A 23,791-nucleotide genomic window follows, 5' to 3' on the forward strand; every position below is an offset into this window, starting at 1 on the left:
GCTCGTCAGGCTTCCGGCGGCGGTCTGTGGCGGATATGGCCGCGCAGCAGCCGTGGCGCGATCAGCCCTGCCCCCATCGCCACCATCCCCGCGATCAGCGCAAAGCCTCCGAAGGCGGGCATCAGCGCCTGCCCCTCCCACATCGCGCGGCCCAGCGTGAGCGCGAAGCCCACGATCATCAGCGCCGCGACACCGGCCAGCACGGCGCGCAGCCGCACGACCCGCACGCCGTGACGCACCGCCTGCACCTGCCGCCCGAAATCGAGCTGCACCGCGAGCACCGCAGGCACGACCAGCAGCACGATGATCATCCCAAAGCCCAGACCGTAGACCAGCGTGATGACGGTGGATTTCAGGAATAGGGCCGAGCTGGACTGTTCATATAGAAGCGGCGCGAGGCCCAGAACCGTCGTCAGCGTCGTCAACAGCACGGGGCGCAGGCGATCCGAGACTGCATCGACGATGGCGGGCACGATCCCCCGCTTCTCGGCATATTCATCCACCGTCGAGATCAGAACGATCGCATCGTTGATGATGATCCCGATCATCCCGATCCCGCCGACTACGGCAAACATCGACATCGGCAGGTTCCAGACATAGTGGCCCCAGATCGCGCCGACCGCGCCGAAGGGGATCACCGACATCACCACGATCGGCCGCGTCCAGCTCGCGAAGATCCACGCGAGCACGATGTAGATGCCGATCAGGCACATGATCAGACCGATCATCGCGTCGTTCATGAAGTCGCGTTCTTGCTCGGCCTGCCCGGTGAGCGTATAGGCCACGCCGCGTTCTTCGGAGATCCGCGGCAGGATCTCGTCGGAGATACGCGCCAGAATTTCGTTGGCCAGCGCAGGATCGTCTTCGGAGACATCGCCCGTGACCGAAACCTGCCGTACGCCATCCTCGCGCCGGATCGTCGAGAATCCCGTCTGGCTGCGCACCGAGACGATATCGGCCAACGGCACCCATTCGCCACCGGGCGCGCGCAGCTGCATCCGGTCGATGAAATCGGCGGCCAGCTCCTCCTCGGGCAGCTCCACACGGATCGTGGCCGAGCGCACCCCGTCGGGGAAGCTCGCAGCTTCGGTGCCGTTCAGACGCGCGCGCAATTCGCGGCCCAGCGTCGCGATGTCGAAGCCCAGCGCTTCGCCCTGCGGGGTGAGATCGAGGATCAGCTCCTGCTTGTCATAGGCGAGGTTGTCCTCCACCGCCGAAACCTCGGGGAATTGCGCAAGCTGCGTCTTCAGGTCTTCGGCGGCGTCTTTCAGTATGCGCGTCTCGTTGCCCGAGAACTGCACCGCGATCCCGTCCCCGGCGCCGCCGGAGCGGAAGCGGCGGAAGCTGATCTCTTCGACCAGCGGCAGGCGCGGTGTTTCGGCCTGCAGCCGCGAGACGAAATCGAAGCTGGAATAGGGCCGGTAATCGGGATCGATCACCTCGATCGAAAGCGAGCCGAGAAGATCGGCATCCTTGGTATCGGCAGAGGCCAGCCCCCGCCCCGAGGCGCCGCCGATCTGCCCGATCGCGTATTCGACGGGGTTCACGCCGTATTCGTCCTCGAATTCCTTGGCGACCTTGGTCACGGTCGCCTGCATCGTGCGCATCATCTCTTCGGTATCGGCGCGGGTCGCGCCCTCGACCATCGAGAAGGCGCCGTTCACCGTCGATTGCTCGGGCGGATTGAAGAAGCGCCATTGCACCTTGCCCGACATCACGAAACTGACCTGCCACAGCAGGAGCGCGATCGCCGCCGCGATCACCGGGTAGCGCCCGATGACGATCAGCCGGGTCAACGGCTTCATCACCACGCGGCGGAACCAGTCGAGCCCGCGGTTCACCTGCCGCGAGGGCCAGTCGTACCATTTGCCCTCGGAGGTGTGGCGCAGCGCGTGGCTCATATGGTTGGGCAGGATCACGAAACACTCGATCAGCGAGGCGGCGAGCACCGCGATCACCGTATAGGGAATGTCGACGATCATATTGCCCATGCGCCCGCCGATCACGGTCAGCCCTGCGAAGGCGATCACGGTCGTCAGGGTCGAGGCGAAGACCGGGGCGGCCATGCGCCGCGCGCCGTTCTCGGCGGCGAGCGTGGGATGCTCGCCCAGATGGCGCGCGCGGAAATCGGCATGCTCGCCCACCACGATCGCATCGTCGACCACGATCCCCAGCGTCAGAATGAGCGCGAAGATCGAGATCATGTTCAGCGTCATGCCGGTGAAATACATCACCGCCAGCGCCGCAGCCATCGAGGTCGGGATCCCCATCGCCACCCAGAAGGCCGTGCGCGCGTTGAGGAACAAAAACAGCAGCACCAGCACGAGGCTCAGCCCCAGCACCCCGTTGCCCACCAGCAGATCGAGGCGTTGTGTGATCGCATCCGAGCGCGTCCGCACCAGATCCATCGTGGTGCCCGCAGGCAGGGTCGGCTGCATCTGGTCGATCACGCCTTCAACCTTGTGCTGGATCGCGATCGCATCGCCCGCCGCCGAGCGCGCGACATTGATCACCACCGCCGCGTTGTCGCCGACGAAATAAGCGCGATTTCGGTCGCCGCCTTCGACGCGGATATTGGCCACGTCGCCCACGGTCAGCTGCGAGCCGTCCGGTTCGGTGCGGATCACGAGGTTCTCGATCTCGGGAGCGGACCTGCGCTCTTCGCCCGTGCGCACCCGCGTGGCGCCGCCCGCCACCTCGCCCGCCGGATCGGTATTCGCCTCGGCCGAGATCACGTCGATGATCTGGGTCAGCGTCACGTCATGCGCCATCATCGAGACGGTCGGCACTTCGACGACCGTCTCTGGTGCCGCGATCCCGGCAAGCGAGGTACGCGTGACGCCCTGCTGATAGAGCCGCACCACCGCCTCGTCGCCCAAGCGGCCCAACTGCTCCGGCGAAAGCGGCCCGGTGATTACCAGATCGGTCACCGTGTCGCGCCAGACGCCGCGCGCCACTTCGGGCTCCTCCGCGCCCTCGGGCAGATCGCCTGCCGAGGCCAGCGCGTTCTCGACATCATTGACCGCGCGGGACATGTCCCAATCGGGTTCGAAATCGAGACTGATCCGCGCCGAGCCTTCTGAGGCGCGGCTGTCCGAAGCCTCCACCCCTTCGACCGAGATCAGCGAGGGCTCGAGCACCTGAACGATGGCCCGATCGACCTCCTCCGCGCCTGCGCCGTCCCATTGCACCGAGACGGTGATCGATTCCTCAACCGAGTCCGGGAAGAACTGCGCGCGCATCCGCGGTAGGGCGACGAGCCCGGCGCAGATCATCACGACCAGCACGATGTTCGCCAGCGTCGCGTGGCGGGTGAAGAGGCCGATCAGCCCGCGGCCGGGCGGCAGCTCTCTGGGATCGAGGCCAGACGCCATCTCAGCCTCCGATCCGGGATTCGAGCTTCTCGACGGTGGCGACGGGCACCTCCTCCTGCTTCAGCTCGGCAAGGAAGCGTTTCTTGGCGTTGTCGGGCATCGCGGTATTCGTCTCGACGAAACTGACCAGCTTGGCGCGGCGCTCGGGCTCGAGCTTGATCGTCTCGGGCGCGGTGGCCGCCTGCGGCTGACCGGGGCGCATCGGGCGCAGCTTGATCCCGCGGCCCAGAAGCGGTGTGCGCTCGGCCACGATCTCGGTGCCGGGCGCGAATTTGGCGCGGATGATGACCGCATCGCCCTGACGGCGCAGCACGGTGACATCGGCGCTTTCCAGACGATCCTCCGGGCCGAGCACCAGAACCGTGCTATCCGCATCGACCGCTGCCGCAGGGATTTCCGCGACATTCTCGAGCGCGGGCTCTTTCAGGCGGACGGTCACGAAATCGCCCGGACGCAAATTGCCCAAGCCGTCGGTGACGCGCGCAAACAGCAGGCGCCCCGTCACCCCGTCATCGACCGCCGCCGAGACGCGCGACAGCTCGGCCTTGGCGGTCAGCGTCTCCTCGCCTGCGACCAGTTCCACCCCTACGGGCAGATCGCGCAGCGCGCCTCGATCGTCGATCAGGCGCGCGAATTGCGCGGTCGAGACGCGGAAGGCGATTTCCAGCGCGTTGGGATCGATCAGCTTGCCCAGCATCTCGTTATTCGACACCAGCCCGCCCGCGACCGCGTTCACCTCGGCCAGACGTCCCGGGAATTCGGCGCGAATTTCAGTATCGGCCAGTTTGCGGTCGGCTTCGGTGAGGCTGATCTTGGCGCGGGTCAGCGAGGTGCGCGCGGTATCGAGCTGCGCCTGCGCGGTCGACAATGCCGAGCGGCGGTTCAGCACCGCCTGATCGGCCGCCGAGGCCGCCAGTTCCGAGGTCTCCAGATTGGCCGCCGAGCCGACGCCCCGCTCCGAGAGCGAGCGCTGCCGGTCGAGCGCCTTGAGCCGCAGGTCCGCCTGCCGCTGCGCCGCTGTCACATCGTCCTTCGATATGGCCAAAGCGCGTTCCGCCTGCGCAAGCGCGGCCTCTGCCTCGGCCACGGTCGCCGCGGCGCTGTCGCGCGCCGCCTGCGCCTCCGCCGGGTCCAGCTTGACCAGAAGCTCACCCTTCTCGACCTCCGCGCCATCCTCGAAATCGGGGGCAAGTTCGACAATCGTGCCCGCCGCCGAAGCGCGCAGCTCCAGCTCGCGGGTCGAGCGCACCTCGCCATAGGCGGTCAGAACCGGCGACATCGTCTTGAAGGTGACCGGGATCACATTGGCCGCAAAAACCCGTTCGCGCGCGGTGGGCGCACGCCCGCTCTCGGCATTGCGAGCCTGCATCGCCTGAAAGATCGAGAAGCCACCCATCGCCAGCAGGCCGACGGTCAGCGCCAGAAGAAACAGCCCCATCAGGGAGCGGGTGAGAAAGCGCATGGCGTCTCCGATCTGTCGTCAGTGCCGCGGGCGCTCGCAATTGCCCACGGTCGCGCGATTTCCATGTTACCTTGCCGAAATAGGTGCAGGGAATGGTTATCTCTACGCGTCACGGCGCCACGTCCGTCACTTTTTCACGAAAGCGCGACCGTTTGGCGCGGTTTACGCTTGATCGAGACGGGCCCGAATTTGCAGAAGATCGGCCCAGGCTTCGCGCTTGGCGGCCGGATTGCGCAGCAGATAGGCCGGGTGCGTCATCGGCAACGTGGGCCGCCCGAAGGCCTCGGCCCAGGTGCCCCGCAACCGCAGGATGCCCCGCTTGCCCAGCGCCGCGGCACAGGCGGCATTGCCCATCAGGACGATCAGGTCGGGATCGGCGAGATCGACATGGCGGGCGAGGAAGGGGAGCATCTGCGCGATCTCGGCAGGCGAGGGATCGCGATTGCCCGGCGGACGCCAAGGCAGGACATTGGTGATATAGAGTGCCGCTTCGGCATCGGGCGATTGCCGCGAGAGGCCGATCGCGCCGAACATCTTGTCGAGAAGCTGACCGGCGCGGCCCACGAATGGCAGGCCCTTCTGATCCTCCTCGCGCCCCGGTGCCTCGCCGATGATCATCACACGCGCGGCGGGCTTGCCATCGGCAAAGACCGTGCTGCGCGCCCCGAGCTTCAGATCACACATCTCATAGGAGTCGATGGCGGCGCGCAGCGCTTCGAGCGTGTCGGCCTTGCCCGCCGCATCGCCTGCGACGACGACCGGATCGGGACCCTCGATTTTCGCCATCTGCGCGACTGGCGGCAACTCCCGGTCCGCCACAGGCGCGGCCTCGGGCGCCTTCGCCTTGGCCTGCGCCGATTTGTCGGGCAGCTCGTAGCAATCGACAGGCGTATCGCCGATGACCGTATCGACGCCCATTTCCAGCTGCCATTCGAGGGCGGCCAGAGCGGCGTGATAGTCGAGTTCCGGGGTCGGCTGAGTCTCCATTGCGCGACCCTACCTCATGGGTGCTGCGACGGTAAAGCGGCTGGACGCCCGCCCCCCCGTTTGCCATAAGCATCGAAGTCTAACCGGAGCATCGCGCAATGGCTTTTCGCCCAAGGCACCTGCTGGGGATCGAACATCTGAGCCCCGAGGATATCCTCACCGTTCTCGACCTCGCCGAAAAATATGTGGATCTGAACCGTCGCACGGTGAAAAAGACCGACGCGTTGGCCGGGATGACCGCGATCAACATGTTCTTCGAGAATTCGACGCGGACCCAATCCAGTTTCGAGCTTGCGGGCAAGCGGCTCGGGGCGGACGTGATGAACATGTCGATGCAGACCTCGTCGGTGAAGAAGGGCGAAACCCTGATCGACACCGCACTGACGCTGAACGCGATGCATCCCGATCTGCTGGTGGTGCGGCATGGCTCGTCCGGCGCGGTCGATCTTCTCGCGCAGAAGGTCGAATGCGCGGTGATCAATGCGGGCGACGGCAAGCATGAGCACCCGACACAGGCGCTTCTGGATGCGCTGACCATCCGGCGCGAGAAGGGCCGGATCAAACGCCTGACCGTCGCGATCTGCGGCGATGTCGCCCATAGCCGCGTCGCGCGCTCCAACCTGATCCTGCTGGGCAAGATGGAAAACCGCGTGCGCCTGATCGCGCCGCCGACCCTGATGCCCTCGGGCGTTCAGGAGTTCGGCTGCGAAGTCTATCACGACATGCGCGAAGGCCTGCGCGACGCCGATGTCGTGATGATGCTGCGGCTTCAGAAAGAGCGGATGGATGGCGGCTTCATCCCCTCCGAGCGCGAATATTTCCACCGTTACGGGCTGGATGCCGAGAAGCTCGCCTTCGCCAAGGAAGATGCGATCGTCATGCATCCCGGCCCGATGAACCGCGGCGTCGAGATCGACGGCACGATCGCCGACGACATCAACCGCTCGGTCATTCAGGAACAGGTCGAGATGGGCGTGGCGGTGCGCATGGCGGTGATGGACCTCTTGGCGCGCAACTTGCGGGCCGAGCGCGGGCGCGCGCTCACGGAGGGCACCTATGTCTAAGATCGAGCGCGACGAAGTTCTCAACTACCGCCCCGGCCCCGAAAGCGAATTGCCGCTGGACGAGGGCGAGAAGGTTTTGGCCGTCTTCACGGCGGACAAGAAACGCTACTGGACCGATCACGCGGTGCTGGCGGTGATCGGCGCGGTGCTGATCTCGACGGTGCTGTTCTGGCTCGGCAAGCCCGATCAGGTGGTGATCGCGAGCTTCGCCGTCGTGGTCGGTATGGCGGCGCGCGGGCTCTATTTCCGCTCGGAGGCCTTTGCACGGCGCTGGCAGCTGACGGACAAGCGGCTGATCGGGCCGCAGGGCAAGCAGGTGATGCTGCTGCAAATCTCCGGCGTGCGCTCGCTGATGGGCGATGTGCAGGTCGTGACGAAGGCGGGCGACAAGCATCTGATCCGCCACCTCGCCGATGCGGGGCCCGTGGTGCGTGAGATCGAGAGCGCGCAGGCCGCGCGCAAACTGGTGGCGAAGTGAGGCACGACGCATGACCCTTTTCCTCGAAAACGCCAAGCTGATCGACCCCGAGGCGCTGACCGAAACCACCGGCAACGTGGTGATCGACGGAGGCCTGATCGCGGCGATCGGCGATATGTCCGCCCCCGCCGATGCCGAGGTGATCGATTGCGGCGGCAAATACCTCGCGCCAGGGATCGTCGATCTGGGCGTGAAGATCGGCGAGCCGGGCGAGCGCCATATGGAAAGCTTCCGCACGGCGGCGCTCGCCGCCGCAGCCGGGGGTGTGACAACCATCATCGCCCGTCCCGACACGCTGCCCGCCATCGACAATCCCGAGACGCTGGAATTCGTCACCCGCCGCGCGGCGGATGCGCCGGTGCGCATCCTGCATATGGCGGCGCTGACCAAGGGCCGCGACGGGCAGGAAATGACCGAGATCGGCTTTCTGAAAGACGCGGGCGCGGTGGCCTTCACCGATGTCACCCGCGTCTCGGATCAGACCAAGGTGTTGCAACGCGCCTTTACCTATGCGGCCCATCTGGGCGCTCTGGTGATCGGCCATCCGCAAGAGCCGGTCCTGTCGAAAGGCACCGCGGTGACTTCGGGCAAATTCGCCTCGCTGCGGGGTTTGCCGGGCGTATCCCCGATGGCCGAGCGGATGGGGCTCGACCGCGATCTGGCTCTGGTGGAGATGACGGGCCTCGCCTATCACGCCGACCAGATCACCACCGCGAAAGCCCTGCCCGCGCTGGCGCGCGCGAAAGAAGCCGGGCTCGATGTGACCGCCGGGGTCTCGATCCATCACCTGACGCTGAACGCGCTCGACGTGGGCGATTACCGGACCTTCTTCAAACTGACGCCGCCGCTGCGCGACGAGGAAGACCGGCTTGCGGTGATCGAGGCGGTGGCCGACGGCACGATCGACGTGATCTGCTCGCTGCACACCCCCGCCGACGAGGAATCCAAGCGTCTGCCCTTCGAGGAAGCGGCCTCCGGCGCGGTCGGGCTCGAGACGATCCTGCCCGCCGCGATGCGCCTTTACCATGCGGGTCAGCTGAGCCTGCCGCAGCTGTTCCGGGCGATGTCGCTGAACCCGGCGAAGCGTCTGGGACTGCCGCAGGGACGGCTTTGCGAGGGAGCTCCGGCCGATCTCGTGCTCTTCGATCCAGATGCGCCTTTCGTGCTCGATCGCTTCAAACTGCGCTCAAAATCGAAGAATACCCCCTTCGATACTGCTCGAATGGAAGGCAAAACGCTTGCCACATTCGTCGCGGGGGTGCAGGTTTATGACAACAATAACGACTCATAAATGAGGCGAGGGCAGGCTTATGCCGGGAATTGAGAACGGGTCAGCATGGCTCGGGCTGGTGGCTGCACTGGGCTACCTGCTCGGATCTGTGCCGTTTGGGCTCGTTATCACCAAGCTTTTCAAACTGGGCGACCTGCGCAAGATCGGCTCCGGAAATATCGGCGCGACGAATGTTTTGCGCACCGGCAGCAAGAGCGCGGCCCTTGCGACCCTGCTCCTCGACAGCGGTAAAGGCGCGATTGCGGTTCTCATCGCACGCTACACGCTGGGCGAAACCGCCGCACAAGTGGCGGGCGCGGCCGCCTTCATCGGTCACATCTACCCGGTCTGGCTTCGCTTTCAGGGCGGCAAAGGGGTGGCGACCTTCCTCGGCACGATGATCGCGCTGGCTTGGCCCGTGGGCCTTGCGACCTGCGCCGTCTGGCTGGTCACGGCGCTGCTGACGCGGATTTCCTCGCTCGCGGCGCTGGTTTCGGCGGCGGCAACGGTGCCGCTTGCTTATTTCCTCGGCTATCGCGAATTGATGATGCTGGCGGCGGGCCTGTCGGTGCTGATCTTCTGGCGGCACCGCACCAATATCGCGCGTCTCGCGATGGGCACGGAGCCGAAAATCGGCAAGAAGACCTGAGCCACTTCAGACGTGCTGGCCCGCGTTCACCTCGATTTCGGTGCCGGTGACGTAGCTCGACGCGTCCGAGCACAGGAACCAGATCACATCCGCCACTTCCGAGGGTTGCCCAAGGCGGCGCAGCGGCAGTTTCTCGACGATCTTCTCGGTGCCGGGGCTGAGGATCGAGGTTTCGATCTCACCCGGCGCGATGGCGTTCACGCGCACCCCGAGCGGCCCGAAATCATGCGCCATTTCGCGCGTCAGCGCCTTGAGCGCGGCTTTCGAGGTGGAATAGGCGGCCCCAGCGAAAGGATGCACCCGCAGCCCCGCGATGGAGGTCACGTTGACCACCGCCCCCTGCGCCGCCGACAGCTCCTCGACCAGCCCGCGCGCGAGCACAATGGAGGCGAAGAAGTTCACGTGGAAGACCTGCCCCCAGGTGCGCAGATCGGTGTCGAGCGTATTGAGCCGCTCGCCTTCGGGCCCTTTCGGCGAGATGCCTGCATTGTTGACCAGCGCATGAAGCCGCCCGTCGATCCGGCTGCGAATATCGGCAATCGCGTCGATCACCTCGTCGGGCTTGGCGAGATCGACCTGGATGTGATCCTCGCGCCCGCCGCCCCACGGGCATTGCTCGGGGAAAGGCTGGCGCGAACAGGTGATGACGCGCCACCCTTCGGCTGCGAAGCGTTTCACCGTGGCGTGGCCGATGCCCCGGCTCGCCCCCGTCAGCAGCATTACTTTGCGATCATCCATTACTCGAACTCCCCGTCAGCGCGCTCCCGACCCTAGTCGGTTTTATTCCGAGCGCAACGGCCCCGATTGCGCCCTTCCAAACCCGGCGCGAACGGTCTAGCAAGATGGGACCACCCTGCCCGAGGACCAGCCAGATGAGAAAGCAGACCATGGATCGTGACTGGATCGCCACCGCCCGCACCCTCTCGGAAGCCTTGCCCTACCTGCAACGCTATTCCGGCGCCGTGGTCGTGGTGAAATTCGGCGGCAACGCGATGGGCGACGAAGAGGCGATGGCCGATTTTGCCCGCGATATCGTGCTGATGCGTCAGGTCGGCATCTTCCCGGTCGTAGTGCATGGCGGCGGGCCGATGATCAACGAGATGCTGGGCAAGCTCGGCATCGAAAGCCAATGGGTGCGCGGCAAGCGCGTCACCGACAAGGCAACCGTCGAGGTGGTCGAGATGATCCTCTCCGGCCTCGTCAACAAGCGCATCGTGCAGGCGATCAACGATCAGGGCGGCCGCGCGGTCGGGATCTCGGGCAAGGATGACGACCTGATGGTCTGCGAGGCGGACGATCCCGAGTTGGGCTTCGTCGGTCGCCCGGTCGAGATGAACGTGCAGGTGATCCGCGACCTCTATAACGCGGGCATGATCCCGGTGATCGCGCCGGTCGCGACCGGCATGGCCGATAATGAGACCTTCAACGTCAATGGCGACACGGCGGCGGGTGCCATCGCGGGCGCGCTGCGCGCCGATCGCCTGCTGCTGCTGACCGATGTGGCGGGCGTGAAGAACAAGGCGGGCGAGGTCATGACCCAGCTCACCCCCGAGGACGTGACCGCCCTGATCGAAGACGGCACCATCGCGGGCGGCATGATCCCCAAGGTCGAGACCGCGCTGAAAGCGGTCGACGAGGGCGTGCGCGCGGTGGTCATCGTCGACGGGCGCGTCGCCAATGCCTGCCTGCTGGAGCTGTTCACCGAACATGGGGCGGGCTCGATGATCCGCTCGACCGAGCCGCGGGTGAAACCGCGCAGTGAGTGAGACGCCGCCGGTAATCGCGGCCCTCGCCGCGGCGCTGGCCCCGCACCGGCTCTTCGTGTCGGGGCTGCTGCATGAGGATGGTGAGACGATCGCACTGATCTCGCCCGATGAGCCGGGTTTCTGGGATCACGTCACCGCTCAGCCGGAATTCGCCGAGGTCGCATCCGATCCGCTGGACCGCTGGTCGGAGCGGGTGATCGGCGCCCTCGCACGGCAATTTGAAGCCCGCGCGCTTTTCCCCTTCACCGGCCCGCCCTGGCAGCCTTTCGTGAGCTGGGCCGTGAAAAGCGGACAGAGCTTCGCCTCGCCGGTCCATCTGATGTGCCATGCGCATATGGGCCTCTGGGCTTCGGTGCGGGGCGCGCTGGCCCTGCCTGGCTTGCTTCCCCTGCCCGCGCCCGCCGCCAATCCCTGCATCGGATGCCCTGCGCCCTGCGCCACCACCTGCCCGGTCGATGCGCTCAAACCCGACGGTTACGACACGGAAAGCTGTCACGCGCATCTCGACCGCCCCGAAGGCGCGGCCTGTCGCGATCACGGCTGTCTTGCAAGACGCGCTTGCCCGGCAGGTGAAAGCTATGGCAGGCTGCCTCAGCAATCCGCATGGCATATGAGGCAGTTCCACCCATGACACCGCTCGGCTATCGCCGCCTGATCCTGACCCGTCATGCCAAATCCAGCTGGGACGACCCGGCGATGGAGGATCGCGATCGCCCGCTCAATGCGCGCGGACGCGCGGCGGCGCTTGAACTGGGCGATTTCCTCGCCTCGCGCGGGCTGGAGCCGGAAGAGGTGCTCTGCTCCTCGGCGACTCGCACCCGCGAGACATGGGACCGGGTGGAGCGCGCGGTGATCGAGACACGGCCGGAGGTGAGCTATGTCGAAGACCTCTACCATGCCGCCCCCGAGATGATGCTTCAGGTCCTGCGGACCGCCTCCGCGCCGACCGTGATGATGCTGGGCCACAACCCGGGCATCGCGGAATTCGCCCATCGCCTGCCTGCACGCGCGCTGCACGATCCCGATTTCCGCCGCTTCCCGACCTGCGCTACGCTCATCGTCGATTTCCAGATCGACAGCTGGGACGAGGTGCAGCCGGGTCAGGGATCGGTGCTCGATTTCTTCACGCCGACCCGGCGGGGCTGAACACAGCTTTTCCCTCCCGTGATCGTGACGTTAGGGCACGGTTTTCTATGGCCAGCCGCGCGCCTGTGCCCTATCTCTCTGGCGTAATCATCACAGGAGGGTTTCCATGTCCGCTCAAACGCCGAAACGCATCGCCGTCACCGGGGCTGCCGGTCAGATCTGCTACGCGCTGCTGTTCCGCATCGCCAAGGGGGATGTCTACGGTCCCGATCAGCCGGTGATCTTGCAGCTTCTGGACCTGCCGCAGGCGCTCGACGCGGTGCGTGGCGTGGTGATGGAGCTGGAAGACTGTGCTTTCCCGCTGCTCGCCGGCACCGTTGTGACCGATGATCCGGTCACCGCTTTCTCCGATATCGACGCCGCCTTCTTCGTGGGCTCGCGCCCGCGCACCAAAGGCATGGAGCGCCGCGACCTGCTGTCGGCCAATGCCGAGATCTTCCGCGTGCAGGGTGAAGCGCTCGACAAGGCCGCCAAGCGCGACGCGAAATGTGTGGTCGTCGGCAACCCGGCCAACACCAACGCGATGATCCTTGCGGCCAACGCGCCGAACTTCCCGACCGAGAACATCACCGCGATGATCCGGCTCGACCATAACCGCGCGCTGACGCAGTTCGCCTCGAAAGCCGATCTGCATGTCGACGACATCGAGCGCTTCGTGGTCTGGGGCAACCACTCCCCCACCATGTTCGCCGACTGGACCGAAGCCGAAGCGAAGGGTCGCAAGCTCTCCGAGATCATCGGCGACGAGACCTGGTATCGCGAGACGCTGATCCCGCAGGTCGCGACCCGTGGTGCTGCGATCATCGAAGCGCGTGGCGCCTCTTCGGCTGCCTCCGCCGCCAATGCCGCGATCGATCACATGCATGACTGGATCCACGGCACCGATGGCAAATGGGTGTCGATGGCCGTGCCGTCGACCGGCCTCTACGACATCCCCGAGGGGCTGATGGTCGGCCTGCCGGTAATCTGCAAGGACGGTCATTACGAGCGCGTCGAAGGTCTGGAATTCAACGATTTCCAGAAAGAGATGATGGCCCGCACCGTCGGCGAACTGGAAGAAGAACGCGAAGCGGTTTCTGACCTGCTTTAAATCAGACGCGAATATAGAAAAGGGGCGGCACGAGTATTCGCGCCGCCCCTTTTTTAATTCTTCGCCTTGGCGGAAATATCCCACGGGGGTCTGGGGGTGTGAAACCCCCAGCCTTTGCCCCGGCTCTGTCTCAGTGCCCGAGGATCTGGCTCAGGAACTGCTGGGTCCGCTCGGATTTCGGGTTGTTGAAGAAGTCATGCGGGTTGTTCTGCTCGACGATCTGACCGTCGGCCATGAAGATCACCCGGTTCGCCACCGCCTGCGCGAAGCCCATCTCGTGGGTCACGCAGAGCATGGTCATCCCCTCTTCCGCGAGCTCGATCATCGTGTCGAGCACTTCCTTGATCATCTCCGGATCGAGCGCCGAGGTCGGCTCGTCGAACAGCATGATCCGCGGCTTCATGCACAGCGAGCGCGCGATCGCCACACGCTGCTGCTGACCGCCCGAAAGCTGGCCGGGATACTTGTCGGCCTGCTCGGGGATTTTCACCTTCTCGAGGTAGTGCATCGCCGTCGCTTCGGCTTCCTTCTTGGGCGTCTTGCGCACCCAGATCGGAGCCAACGTCAGGTTCTCGAGAATGGTCAGATGCGGGAACAGGTTGAAGTGCTGGAACACCATGCCGACTTCGCGGCGGACCTTGTCGATGTTCTTCAGGTCATTCGTCAGCTCGATCCCGTCGACGACGATCTTGCCCGCCTGGTGTTCCTCCAGACGGTTGATGCAGCGGATCAGCGTCGATTTCCCCGAGCCCGAAGGCCCGGCGATGACGATACGCTCGCCACGCTGCACGGTCAGATCGATGTCGCGCAGGACGTGGAACTGGCCATACCACTTGTTCATGTTCGCGATCTGGATCGCGACCTCGTCGGAGACCTGCATATGGCTGCGGTCGACCTGACGTTCGAATTGCGGTTCGGTCATTGTGTCTAGTCCCCGATTAATGGTTATCACGCTGCAGTCGACGCTCGAGAGACATCGAGTAGCGCGACATGGCGAAGTTCAGGATAAAGAAGATGGCGCCGACGAAGATGAAGGGCTCCCAGTAGATGCCTTTCCAGTTGAAGTCGGCGCGGATGAAGTCCGGGATGCCCTTGAGCGGGTCGAAGAGACCCACGAACACGACCAGCGTCGTATCCTTGAACATGCCGATGAAGGTGGAGACGATGCCCGGGATCGAGATCTTCAGCGCCTGCGGCAGGATGATCAGCCGCTGCGCCTTCCAGTAATCGAGCCCCAGCGCATCTGCCGCCTCGTATTGGCCCCGCGGAAGTGCTGCCAGACCGCCGCGGATCACCTCGGCGATATAGGCCGCAGCGAAGAAGGTCACGAGGATCATCACCCGCAGGATGATATCGAAATTCGTGCCCGGCGGCAGGAAGTAGTTCAGCAGCAGCGAGGCCACAAACAGCAGCGTGATCAGAGGCACGCCGCGGATGAATTCGATGAAGACCACCGAGAAGCCTTTGACCAGCGGCATGTCGGATTGCCGCCCGAGCGCGAGCACGATCCCCAGCGGCAGCGACATCATGATGCCGCCCACGCCCAGCGTGATCGCCAGCAGGAAGCCCCCGAATTTGGCGGAGTCCACTGATTCCAGCCCCCAAGGCAGGATCGCCTGCAACCCGTCGATGAGCGGGCCCACCACGAAGAGGAAGTAGAGGATCGCGACGAAAGCGCCGATCGAGAAGGCCATGATCGAGCCAAGCCGCGGTGACAGCAGCAACAGGATCGCCGCGCCCAGCACGAAGCCTGCGAAGATCATGAGCGGCGTCCAGCCCGAGCCGCCCCAGAGCAGCCAGACGGCGAGGAACGGGTAGACCGGCGTGAACCAGGCGAGCACGCGCGGCACCCAGGTGAAGAGAAGCGGGCCAACCGCCACGAAGAGCAGCAGGAAGGTCAGGATCGGGCGCCAGTACAGTTCCGGCGGGTAGAAGCCGAAGATGAACTGGTGCCAACGCTCGCGGATCACCGCCCAGCAGGCGCCGGTCGCGCCTTCGCCGTAACGGTCGGTGATGATCGTGCGGCATTCCTTGATCGAGTTGGCGTCCCAGACGCCATGCAGGAACCAAGGCAGGAAATGCATGACCAGCGTGTAGATCAAGGCCACACCCAGAAGGGTCAGCAGGGTGTTCAGCCAGCCCGAGAACAGGTTCTCGCGCAGCCATTGGACCGCACCGGACTGCCCTGCGGGGGCAGGCTGTTGCGGCAGCATCGTGTCGCGGACATAGGCGACGGAATGGGCTTGTGTATCGCTCATCTCACCGCTCCTTCAGCTTCACGCGATTGTTGTAGACGTTCATCACGCCCGAGATCGACAGCGAGATCGCGAGGTAGATCAGCATCATCAGCGTGATCGCCTCAAGCTCGCGCCCGGTCTGGTTCAGGGTGATGCCGCCCAACGTGCCGCGCAGTTCCAGATAGCCCACGGCGATCGCGAGCGAGGAGTTCTTCGTCAGGTTCAGATATTGCGAGATCAGCGGCGGGATGATGACCCGCAGCGCCTGCGGCAGGATCACGAGGCTCATCGTGCGATTGGCCCGCAGACCCAGCGCGAAGGCGGCCTCGGTCTGGCCTTTCGAGATGGCGAGGATGCCGGCGCGGACGATCTCGGCGATGAAGGCCGCCGTATAGAGCGACAGGCCGAGCCAGAGCGCCACGAAGGAATTCGACACGTTCGTGCCGCCGGTGAAGTTGAAGCCCTTGATCTGCGGCTCCTCGGGATTGATCCCGAGCGCAATGGCAAGGATCACGACGGGCGCGATCAGCACGAGCGCGCTCTTCCACCACATTGTAGGTCGGACCCCGGTCGCCTCCTGCACCTTGGCGGCGTGGGTCAGCATCCGCTTGTTCACCCAGATCGAGGCGATCAGCACGATCACCAGCGCAAGGAAGTTGAGCGAGATCGGTGCGAGCGCCGTGTCGAGCGAGCCGAGCGAGCGATCGAAATGCACCGATGGGATCGCGGTGTAGCGGTTGGTGAAGGCGACCGAGTCGAGCAGCATGGAGGCCTGTGCCTCGCCCGTCTGCTGGTTCACCTTATAGGCGTTGGGCGACGGGGCCACATCAGTCAGCAACGCGATCGCCACGAGGATCCACAGCAGCACCGGAATGTTGCGGAAGACCTCGACATAGACGGTCATCAGCCGCGCCACGAGCCAGTTCTTCGACAGGCGCAGCACGCCCACGAAGATCCCGATGATCGTCGCGGCGACGCAGCCCAGGAAGGACACCCAGAGCGTGTTGATGAGGCCGACAAGCAGCGCACGTCCGTGGCTCATGTCGTTGTTATATGGGATGATCGCATTGCCGATATCGTAACCGGCCCTCTGCCCGAGGAAGGAGAAATTGAAATCCTTCCCGAGGTCGTTGAGGTTCTGGATCACATTGTCCACCAGCCATGCCGCGCCGCCCATCACGAGGATGAAGACGATCGCCTGAATCGTCAGGGAGCGATAACGCGTGTCATAGATAAGCTGGCTGAGCCGGAAGCCCTGCTCCGGCGCGTCGGGCGCGCTTGTCATTCTTATTTCCCCTGTTGCCGCGTCGTTATTTTTGTCTGGCCATTCTTGCGGGCCTTAGTGGGGATGTCTCCCCTACGCACGGTCTCTTGAAAACGGAACAGGGGCGCGGATTGAACCGCGCCCCTGCCGGGCCCTTCTTAGCGGAAGGGAGGAGCGTACATCAGACCGCCTTGGGTCCACTGAGCGTTCAGGCCACGGGCCAGACCGATCGGGGTCTGCTCGCCAATGGTCGCGGCGAAGATTTCACCGTAGTTGCCGTTGGCCTTGATGGCTTTGACGGCCCAATCCTTGTCGAGGCCGATCATCGCGCCGAGGTCACCCTCGGTGCCGAGCAGGCGGTTGACTTCCGGGTTGTCGGTGCCTTTGGCCAGCTCGTCGATATTGGCCGAGGTCACGCCATATTCTTCAGCGCCGATCAGCGCGAAGACGGTCCAGCGGACGATGTCGGTCCACTGATCGTCGCCCTGACGGACGGCCGGAGCCAGCGGCTCTTTCGAGATGATTTCCGGCAGGATCACGTAGTCGGAAGGGTTCGCGAAAGCGGCGCGGGTGGCTGCGAGGCCCGACGCGTCGGTCGTGTAGGCGTCACAAGCGCCGGCGAGGAACTGCTGTTCGCCTTCGGCGTTCGAATCAACCGTGATCGGCTGATAGGACATGTTGTTGGCCTTGAAGTAGTCGGCGAGGTTCAGCTCGGTCGTGGTACCGGTCTGGATACAGATCGACGCACCGTCGAGTTCCTTGGCCGAGGTCACGCCCGAATCCTTGCGGACCATGAAGCCCTGACCGTCGTAGTAGTTGGTCGCGGTGAACTGAAGCTTCAGGTCGGTGTCGCGCGAGAAAGTCCAGGTGGTGTTGCGTGCGAGCAGGTCCACTTCGCCCGAACCGAGCGCGGTGAAGCGCGTCTGGCCCGAGGTGGGGACGTATTTAACCTTCGAGGGGTCGCCCAGCACAGCGGCGGCGACGGCCTGGCAGACCGCGACGTCGAAGCCGGACCAGTTACCGTTGGCATCCGGCGCGGCGAAGCCCACGAGACCGGTGTTCACGCCGCAGATCAGCTCTCCGCGCGATTTCACGTCATCGAGCGTGGCCGCGCCAGCCAGACCGGCAGTCAGCGTCGCAGCCGTCAGCGCGCCGAAAAAGACGGATTTCTTCATTTTTACCTCTTCCTGTTGTCGCCGCTCTGACAGAGCGGTTCTTGGTCCCTCACGGACCTGGTCGATCGTGTCTCCATGACACGGAGTAACGAAAGTTTGGTCCATCCGATCAAAGAAGGTCAAGGCTAGTTTCCGGAATTCGTGAGGGCCCCTGCGTAAATCGTCAGCAAGTGATGATGCTTTTGGCAGGTCAATAAGCGGCGTGAGAATCCGCGGCGGTCACCTTTCGGTGAGCGTCCAGATTCGAGCCGCGTCACACAGCGCCTCGCGCTTGTGTGCAGCGATCTCCGCCGCCTCTTCGTCGTCGCCCCATTGAGCGATTTGCCAGTCCTCGTCGAGCCGCGAAATCTCCCATGCTTCCTCGGCCGAGAGCCTGCCGCGGGTGACGGCCAGCCCCAGCACAAGGGAGCCCGTGATGCCCACGAGATCATGCAGAGCCGCCAGCGCAAAGGGGTCGAGGTTCGCCACCTCCGCCTCCAGCCGCGCCAGATGGTCGGCAGGCTGATCGACCGGCAGGATGCCCGTCGTGACCTTCAGCTCCGCGCCATAGGTTTGCGCCGCCCATTCCAGCAGCGGGTCCCATTTCGCGGCCTGAAGCTCGACCAGTTCCGTCGGAGCCTCGGCGCGGTAGCACAGAAGATCGGTGCCGCCGAATTCGCAGACATGGGTGACGACTTCGGGATGCTGATGCGCCACTTTGTCGATCGCCGCATTGGCAGAGCGGGTGACGGGCATCGTATGGGGTTTGATCGCGCCGTCCTGCGCGTCCCATTCGGCCGCGATGGCCTCGGCATAGGCGCGGGTCGGCACGGTCAGCGCGGCTTTCGCCGGCGTCTTCACCGCACGCCCGTCCAGCGCCACGCCGAACCCCTCGGGGTGCTCGGTGACGGTGGTTTCTTTCCAGAACCGCTTCGCCGCCCATTCGCTCATGCGCTCATCTCCCACAGATCCAGAAGTGTCGTTTCCAGCCCGTCGAAATCATCGACCATCTGATGCGCGCCCGCCGCTTCGAGCAGGTGCGGCGCGTGGTAGCCCCAGCGCACGCCGATGGTCGCGACGCCCGCGCTGCGGCCCATCTCGATATCGAAGCTGGTATCGCCGATCATCACCGCGTCGCGCGCGTCCACGCCCGCCTCGCTCAACGCCGCGCCAATCATCGACGGGTGCGGCTTCGAGGGGTGATCGTCGGCGGTCTGCTGGCTGACGAAGAGACCTTCCAGACCGTGATGCTCGATCAGCGCGCGCAGGCCGCGGCGGGACTTGCCGGTGGCGACCGCCAGAAGCATGTCGTCGCGCGCGGCGAGCTTGCGCAGCAGCGCCTCTGCCCTGGGATAGAGCGGCGCGGGCGAGGCCGCGCGCGCGGTCTTGTAGCTTTGTTTGTAGCCCTCGACGATGCGCGCCTGCGTCTCGGCATCGTGCTCCGGCGCAAGCCGCGCCACCGCGAGCGGCAGCGACAGACCCACGATCTGGAGGACCGCAGAGGCCGGCGGGGCTGGCAGACCTGCCGCCTCGAACCCGATCGTCATCGCGTGGGTGATGTGGTTCTGGCTGTCCGAGATCGTGCCATCGACGTCGAAGATCGCGAGCTTCATTTCAGATCCTCGAACGGGTCGGCGGGCACGTCTTTTTCGTGCCAATCCAGCAGGTCCCAGGTCCGCTTCATGTGCTCGGGCAGCGGCGCGGTTAGCGTGATACGCTTGCCGCTGATCGGATGGTCGAAGCTGATCTGACGGGCATGCAGGTGCAGCTTGCGGGAAATCTCGCCGCCCAGTTGCGCACCCCAGCCGTCGCCCATGTTTTCCTGGCTCGAACCGCCATATTTGCCGTCGCCGATGATCGGGCTGCCGATCTCGGCCATATGCGCGCGCAGCTGGTGGGTGCGCCCGGTGATCGGCACCAGTGCGACCCAGCTCACTCGCTGACCGAGGATGTGGAGCGTGAAGTAATCGGTCGTGGCCCGCTTGGCGCCTTCAGTCTTGTCGACCTTGGCGGGATGGATGCAGATCATCTTCTCGCCCTCGCCGCCGCGCCCGTGACCCGGCGCTTTCACCAGACCGAAGCGGATCGTGCCGGTCTTCGGCTCGGGCGCGCCTGCGACGGCCGCCCAATAGATCTTGCGGGTGGTCTTGCCGCGGAACGCCTCGGACAGGCGGCGCGCGACGCGGTCGGTGCGCGCGAGCAGCAGAACGCCGGACGTGTCCTTGTCCAAGCGATGAACCAGCTTCGGCTTGTCCTTGTAGCCGAATTTCAGCGCCTCGCTCAGCCCGTCGACATGGCGGTTGCCTTGCCCCGAGCCGCCCTGCGAGGGCAGCCCCGGCGGCTTGTTGAGCGCGATGATATGCTCATCCTTCCAAAGCACGCAGCTCTGGATGAATTTCGCATCCTCCTCCGAGATGCCCTCGGTCCTCGGCGCGGGCGCGGAATCGGGGATCGGCGGCACGCGGATTTCCTGCCCCGGCGCGACGCGCGAATTGGCCTTCACCCGACCCTTGTCCACGCGCAGATCGCCCTTGCGACAGAACTTCTCGATCATGCCTTGGGACAGATGCGGGAAATGCTTTTTCAGGAACCGGTCGAGGCGCTGTTCGCCCTCGTCCTCGGTGACGGTGATATGCTGGACGCCGCTCATAGCATGGCCCTCATCAATAGAACGCCCGCGACGAGGCCAAGAAGCCCCGCGCCGACCGACAGTCCGATATAGCTGACTGCCAATGTGACATCGCCTTTCTCGATCAAGCGATACGCTTCGAGCGAGAAAGAGGAGAAAGTGGTGAAGCCGCCGAGAAAGCCGGTCGCGAGAAAGGCGTTCCAATGGGTCAGCTGCTTGTCACCGAGGAACACCACGAGCGCGCCCATCAGGAACGAGCCGAGGATATTCACCGTGATGACGCCCAGCGGGAAAGGCTGCGCGCCAAAGCTGCGCATCATTCCGACGCCAACGAGGTAGCGCCCCGATGCACCCATCGCGCCGCCTAGCGCGACCTGCAAAATCGTAGAAAGCATCGCTGTCTCCTTTGGCGCCCTAAGAGCGGTCACAGGCCTGAATGTCAAGATTTGCGCTGTTCACGCAGCTTGGCAAACCAGTCGACCCGCTTTTTCAACTCGCGCTCGAAGCCACGCTCGACGGGCTGGTAGAGGACCGGGCGCTTCATCGTGTCGGGGAAATAGTTCTGACCCGAGAAGCCGTCCTCGGCGTCATGGTCATATGCATAGCCCGCGCCGTAGCCCTGTTCGGACATCAGCTTGGTCGGAGCGTTGAGGATATGTTTGGGCGGCGGCTCCGATCCGGTCTTCTGCGCCTGCGCCCGCGCGCCCTTATAGGCGACGTAACCTGCGTTGGATTTCGGGGCGAGCGCGAGGTAGATCACCGTCTGCGCCAGTGCCAGCTCGCCCTCGGGCGAACCGATGCGCTCGTAGATTTCCCACGCATGAAGCGCATGGGTCTGGGCCTGCGGGTCGGCCAGCCCGATATCCTCGACCGCCATGCGCACGAAGCGCCGCGCGAGATAGCGCGGGTCCTCGCCGCCCTCCAGCATCCGCGCAAACCAATAGAGCGCGGCGTCGGGGTCCGAACCGCGCACGGATTTATGGAGTGCCGAGATCAGGTTGTAATGCTCATCGCCGGATTTGTCGTATTTCGCCGCACGGCGCATCAGCCGGGTCGAGAGCTGGTCGGTGTCGAGCGTGCCGGTGACTTTCCACGCCGCGACCTGCTCGATCAGGTTGAGAAGCGCGCGGCCGTCGCCGTCGGCCATTTCCAGCAGCGCCTCGCGCGCTTTGCCACTGAGCGGCAGTGGACGATCGAGCGCCTTCTCGGCGCGCTGTGCGAGGCGTTCGAGATCGGCGAGATCGAGCCGCTCCAGCACCATGACCTGCGCCCGGCTGAGCACAGCGGCGTTCAGCTCGAAGCTCGGGTTCTCGGTGGTGGCGCCCACCAGCATGATCGTGCCGTCTTCCATATGCGGCAGGAAGCTGTCCTGCTGCGCCTTGTTGAAGCGGTGGATCTCGTCGACGAAGAGGAGCGTGCCCCTGCCCTGCCCGCGCCGCAGCTTGGCGGCCTCGAAGACTTTGCGCAGTTCCGGCACGCCGGTGAAGATTGCGGAAATCTGGACGAAGGCGCGATCTGAGGCATCGGCCAGCAGTCGCGCGATGGTGGTCTTGCCGACCCCCGGCGGCCCCCAGAGGATCAGCGATCCGAGCGAGCCTGCCGCCAGCATCGCCCCCAGAGGCCCATCGGGGCCAAGCACCTGTTCCTGACCGATCACCTCACCCAGAGTTTTCGGGCGGATGCGATCAGCGAGCGGGCGCGGCGCTTCGGGCGCGGGCGCGTTGGGATCGGGGGGCGTGTCGAATAGGTCGGCCATGATGGCGTGAACCTAGTGTCTAGCTCCGCCAACGAAAAGCCCCCGCGCGTGTGGGGCGCACGGGGGCTCTAATCTTTCCCATCCCTTTAATGAAGGTTCTGGGAGAAGTTCATCGATACGACCTGGTTCTTGATCCCGTCGATTTCCATCACCGGGCCCATCGCAGTCATGTCCACGCCAACCCGACCCGCCCAACGCGGCCAATTCGCGTTCAGAAGGGTAAGGGCAGAGCTGGCGCCAAGCTCACGCGCCGAGTTGCCGATTTCCTGCACGAGACGCGCATGAACCTTGCGGCGCATCGCCATCGGAACGTCATGGGACACGAAGAGACGCGAGCTTTCCCAGACGGTCTCGCTGACCGGAGCTTCGTCATAGAGAAGATTGGACGGGATCGTCGCGAGCAGCCCCCGCTGCGCATCGCGGATCATGTAGCTGTAAATCCCGCAGGTCGCCGTCGTGGGCGTCAGGCGGTTGCCTGCCAATACCTTGCCCAACTCGTCATGGACCACCACCCAGCGGCTCGCAGGGGTGTCATACTGGTCATATTCCATGCCCATCGCTTCTGGGAGGTCCCATTTGTTCTGGACAATGAAGAGCTCGCGCCTGGCGCGCAGCATGTTTGCGAATAGCTCACCGTGATTATGAAAATTGGTGAACGAAAGCGTAGTGGTCTGCATGTCTTCCTCCTGCAGGGTTAGTCACAGTACAGCCGTGCGGAGGGTCAACAACACTATAACAGACGGAAATCCTTTGCGCGCTGAATAGCTTCGGCGGTCGTCCGAGCCATCAGTCTTGCGCGCGCAGAATTCAGCCGCGCCTTGAGCGCGCTTTCCGAAATCCCAAGTTTCGCGGCCGCCGCCGCGTGTCGGTCACCCCCAGCAACACAGCGCAGGGCTTCGATCTGAGCTCTCGTGAGTTCCTCAGGCGGTTGAGTCATGTCGTGCAATTCACGCACGATAAGCTCAAAGGTCTCGATCTCGGGTAGGTCGAATTCCCGATCATCGCGCGCCATGCTTGCGATAGTACGGGACCGGATCGGGCCGCATGAGACTGTCGCCCCGTAGATCAGACCATAGTGTTTGGCCTCATCGAAGAGACGGAAAGGATCGGGTAACCGCGGGTCGCTCCACCGGATTGAGCCGGTCTCGCTAAACCCCCAAGCAGTCATAGGGTCACGGAGCACATAGCCGTTTGCGGTATAATGATCGAGCCAGGCTTTGTCGTAAGTCTGGAACGTCATCAAAGGCGCCGTAAAACGAATATGCAGTCCAACAAAATAACCGCTTGGAGCTAAACGATCCAAGTCACGAAGTTTCAAATCGATTCTGCTCTGTATCGACATATCTTTTTAGACAGTTTGGAATTAACCCGGTCAACTTAAAAGTGTTCGCGCCGTGCGGAGTTCGCTCCGACAGTGACATTACGTCCCTACCCGCCCACGCGCTTACACTCGCGAATGCGCATC

23 protein-coding genes are annotated in these 23,791 nt (G+C 64.3%); 8 read left to right on the plus strand and 15 right to left on the minus strand.

Going from position 1 to position 23,791, the window contains the following annotated elements:
• Positions 1 to 5: 5 nt before the first annotated feature.
• From BMI87_RS12075 to BMI87_RS12085, 3 genes are all read right to left on the minus strand, one after another.
• The gene (locus tag BMI87_RS12075) at positions 6 to 3,374 is read right to left on the minus strand and encodes an efflux RND transporter permease subunit (RefSeq protein ID WP_078521751.1); all 3,369 of its coding nucleotides are present in this window, start codon (positions 3,372 to 3,374) and stop codon (positions 6 to 8) included.
• 1 nt (position 3,375) lies between these two features.
• Positions 3,376 to 4,836 carry an efflux RND transporter periplasmic adaptor subunit gene (locus BMI87_RS12080; protein ID WP_078521752.1) on the minus strand — a complete coding sequence of 487 codons (1,461 nt, stop codon included), beginning with the start codon at positions 4,834 to 4,836 and terminating at the stop codon, positions 3,376 to 3,378.
• A gap of 162 nt (positions 4,837 to 4,998) precedes the next feature.
• Positions 4,999 to 5,823: a uracil-DNA glycosylase family protein gene (locus tag BMI87_RS12085; protein ID WP_078521753.1), complete on the minus strand. Its 825-nt coding sequence runs from the start codon at positions 5,821 to 5,823 to the stop codon at positions 4,999 to 5,001.
• A gap of 98 nt (positions 5,824 to 5,921) precedes the next feature.
• Between BMI87_RS12085 and BMI87_RS12090 the strand changes: the two genes are divergently transcribed.
• Genes BMI87_RS12090 through plsY form a run of 4 tightly spaced genes read left to right on the plus strand, consistent with a single transcriptional unit; the run spans position 5,922 to position 9,284 of the window.
• Positions 5,922 to 6,887, plus strand: coding sequence for an aspartate carbamoyltransferase catalytic subunit (locus BMI87_RS12090; RefSeq protein WP_078521754.1), 966 nt, complete (start codon positions 5,922 to 5,924; stop codon positions 6,885 to 6,887).
• Positions 6,880 to 7,365, plus strand: coding sequence for a hypothetical protein (locus BMI87_RS12095; RefSeq protein WP_078521755.1), 486 nt, complete (start codon positions 6,880 to 6,882; stop codon positions 7,363 to 7,365). The genes BMI87_RS12090 and BMI87_RS12095 overlap by 8 nt, the downstream gene beginning before the upstream one ends.
• Before the next feature lie 10 nt (positions 7,366 to 7,375).
• Positions 7,376 to 8,656, plus strand: coding sequence for a dihydroorotase (pyrC, locus tag BMI87_RS12100; protein ID WP_078521756.1), 1,281 nt, complete (start codon positions 7,376 to 7,378; stop codon positions 8,654 to 8,656).
• A gap of 19 nt (positions 8,657 to 8,675) precedes the next feature.
• Positions 8,676 to 9,284: a glycerol-3-phosphate 1-O-acyltransferase PlsY gene (plsY, locus tag BMI87_RS12105; protein ID WP_078521757.1), complete on the plus strand. Its 609-nt coding sequence runs from the start codon at positions 8,676 to 8,678 to the stop codon at positions 9,282 to 9,284.
• A 6-nt stretch (positions 9,285 to 9,290) separates the two neighbouring features.
• On the opposite strand, the gene BMI87_RS12110 is transcribed toward plsY, so the two are convergent.
• The gene (locus BMI87_RS12110; RefSeq protein ID WP_078521758.1) at positions 9,291 to 10,022 is read right to left on the minus strand and encodes an SDR family NAD(P)-dependent oxidoreductase; all 732 of its coding nucleotides are present in this window, start codon (positions 10,020 to 10,022) and stop codon (positions 9,291 to 9,293) included.
• Between the two features lie 149 nt (positions 10,023 to 10,171).
• Between BMI87_RS12110 and argB the strand changes: the two genes are divergently transcribed.
• From argB to BMI87_RS12130, 4 genes are all read left to right on the plus strand, one after another.
• A complete protein-coding gene (gene argB / locus BMI87_RS12115) occupies positions 10,172 to 11,050 on the plus strand; it encodes an acetylglutamate kinase (protein WP_078521759.1) in 879 nt (292 codons plus the stop codon).
• On the plus strand, positions 11,043 to 11,681 hold the full coding sequence (locus tag BMI87_RS12120) for a ferredoxin (protein ID WP_078521761.1): 639 nt from the start codon (positions 11,043 to 11,045) through the stop codon (positions 11,679 to 11,681). Before argB ends, BMI87_RS12120 begins: the two co-directional genes overlap by 8 nt.
• Positions 11,678 to 12,196 (plus strand): histidine phosphatase family protein, encoded by a 519-nt coding sequence (locus tag BMI87_RS12125; protein WP_078521763.1) that lies wholly within the window; start codon positions 11,678 to 11,680, stop codon positions 12,194 to 12,196. The genes BMI87_RS12120 and BMI87_RS12125 overlap by 4 nt, the downstream gene beginning before the upstream one ends.
• Before the next feature lie 106 nt (positions 12,197 to 12,302).
• Positions 12,303 to 13,286 (plus strand): malate dehydrogenase, encoded by a 984-nt coding sequence (locus BMI87_RS12130; protein WP_078521764.1) that lies wholly within the window; start codon positions 12,303 to 12,305, stop codon positions 13,284 to 13,286.
• A gap of 130 nt (positions 13,287 to 13,416) precedes the next feature.
• Here the strand turns inward: BMI87_RS12130 and BMI87_RS12135 are convergent, their stop codons facing one another.
• The 11 genes from BMI87_RS12135 to BMI87_RS12185 form a co-directional block, all read right to left on the minus strand.
• Positions 13,417 to 14,208 carry an amino acid ABC transporter ATP-binding protein gene (locus BMI87_RS12135; protein WP_078521766.1) on the minus strand — a complete coding sequence of 264 codons (792 nt, stop codon included), beginning with the start codon at positions 14,206 to 14,208 and terminating at the stop codon, positions 13,417 to 13,419.
• A 16-nt stretch (positions 14,209 to 14,224) separates the two neighbouring features.
• Positions 14,225 to 15,544: an amino acid ABC transporter permease gene (locus BMI87_RS12140; RefSeq protein WP_078521768.1), complete on the minus strand. Its 1,320-nt coding sequence runs from the start codon at positions 15,542 to 15,544 to the stop codon at positions 14,225 to 14,227.
• 1 nt (position 15,545) lies between these two features.
• Positions 15,546 to 16,808 carry an amino acid ABC transporter permease gene (locus BMI87_RS12145; protein WP_078521770.1) on the minus strand — a complete coding sequence of 421 codons (1,263 nt, stop codon included), beginning with the start codon at positions 16,806 to 16,808 and terminating at the stop codon, positions 15,546 to 15,548.
• A 137-nt stretch (positions 16,809 to 16,945) separates the two neighbouring features.
• Positions 16,946 to 17,962: an amino acid ABC transporter substrate-binding protein gene (locus BMI87_RS12150; protein ID WP_078521773.1), complete on the minus strand. Its 1,017-nt coding sequence runs from the start codon at positions 17,960 to 17,962 to the stop codon at positions 16,946 to 16,948.
• 219 nt (positions 17,963 to 18,181) lie between these two features.
• Positions 18,182 to 18,892 carry an ATP12 family chaperone protein gene (locus tag BMI87_RS12155; RefSeq protein WP_078521775.1) on the minus strand — a complete coding sequence of 237 codons (711 nt, stop codon included), beginning with the start codon at positions 18,890 to 18,892 and terminating at the stop codon, positions 18,182 to 18,184.
• A complete protein-coding gene (locus tag BMI87_RS12160) occupies positions 18,889 to 19,554 on the minus strand; it encodes an HAD-IA family hydrolase (RefSeq protein WP_078521777.1) in 666 nt (221 codons plus the stop codon). Before BMI87_RS12160 ends, BMI87_RS12155 begins: the two co-directional genes overlap by 4 nt.
• Positions 19,551 to 20,591 (minus strand): RluA family pseudouridine synthase, encoded by a 1,041-nt coding sequence (locus tag BMI87_RS12165; protein WP_078521779.1) that lies wholly within the window; start codon positions 20,589 to 20,591, stop codon positions 19,551 to 19,553. Before BMI87_RS12165 ends, BMI87_RS12160 begins: the two co-directional genes overlap by 4 nt.
• Positions 20,588 to 20,965 (minus strand): fluoride efflux transporter CrcB, encoded by a 378-nt coding sequence (gene crcB / locus BMI87_RS12170; RefSeq protein WP_078521781.1) that lies wholly within the window; start codon positions 20,963 to 20,965, stop codon positions 20,588 to 20,590. Before crcB ends, BMI87_RS12165 begins: the two co-directional genes overlap by 4 nt.
• A 44-nt stretch (positions 20,966 to 21,009) precedes the next feature.
• Positions 21,010 to 22,326: a replication-associated recombination protein A gene (locus BMI87_RS12175; RefSeq protein WP_078521783.1), complete on the minus strand. Its 1,317-nt coding sequence runs from the start codon at positions 22,324 to 22,326 to the stop codon at positions 21,010 to 21,012.
• Positions 22,327 to 22,412: 86 nt separating this feature from the next.
• Entirely contained in the window at positions 22,413 to 23,003 is a 591-nt protein-coding gene (locus BMI87_RS12180) for an acyl-homoserine-lactone synthase (RefSeq protein ID WP_078521785.1), read from the minus strand.
• A 53-nt stretch (positions 23,004 to 23,056) separates the two neighbouring features.
• Positions 23,057 to 23,668: an autoinducer binding domain-containing protein gene (locus BMI87_RS12185; RefSeq protein WP_078521787.1), complete on the minus strand. Its 612-nt coding sequence runs from the start codon at positions 23,666 to 23,668 to the stop codon at positions 23,057 to 23,059.
• Between the last annotated feature and the right edge of the window lie 123 nt (positions 23,669 to 23,791).

Source organism: Thioclava sp. F28-4 (assembly GCF_002020045.1).
Lineage (GTDB): Bacteria > Pseudomonadota > Alphaproteobacteria > Rhodobacterales > Rhodobacteraceae > Thioclava > Thioclava sediminum.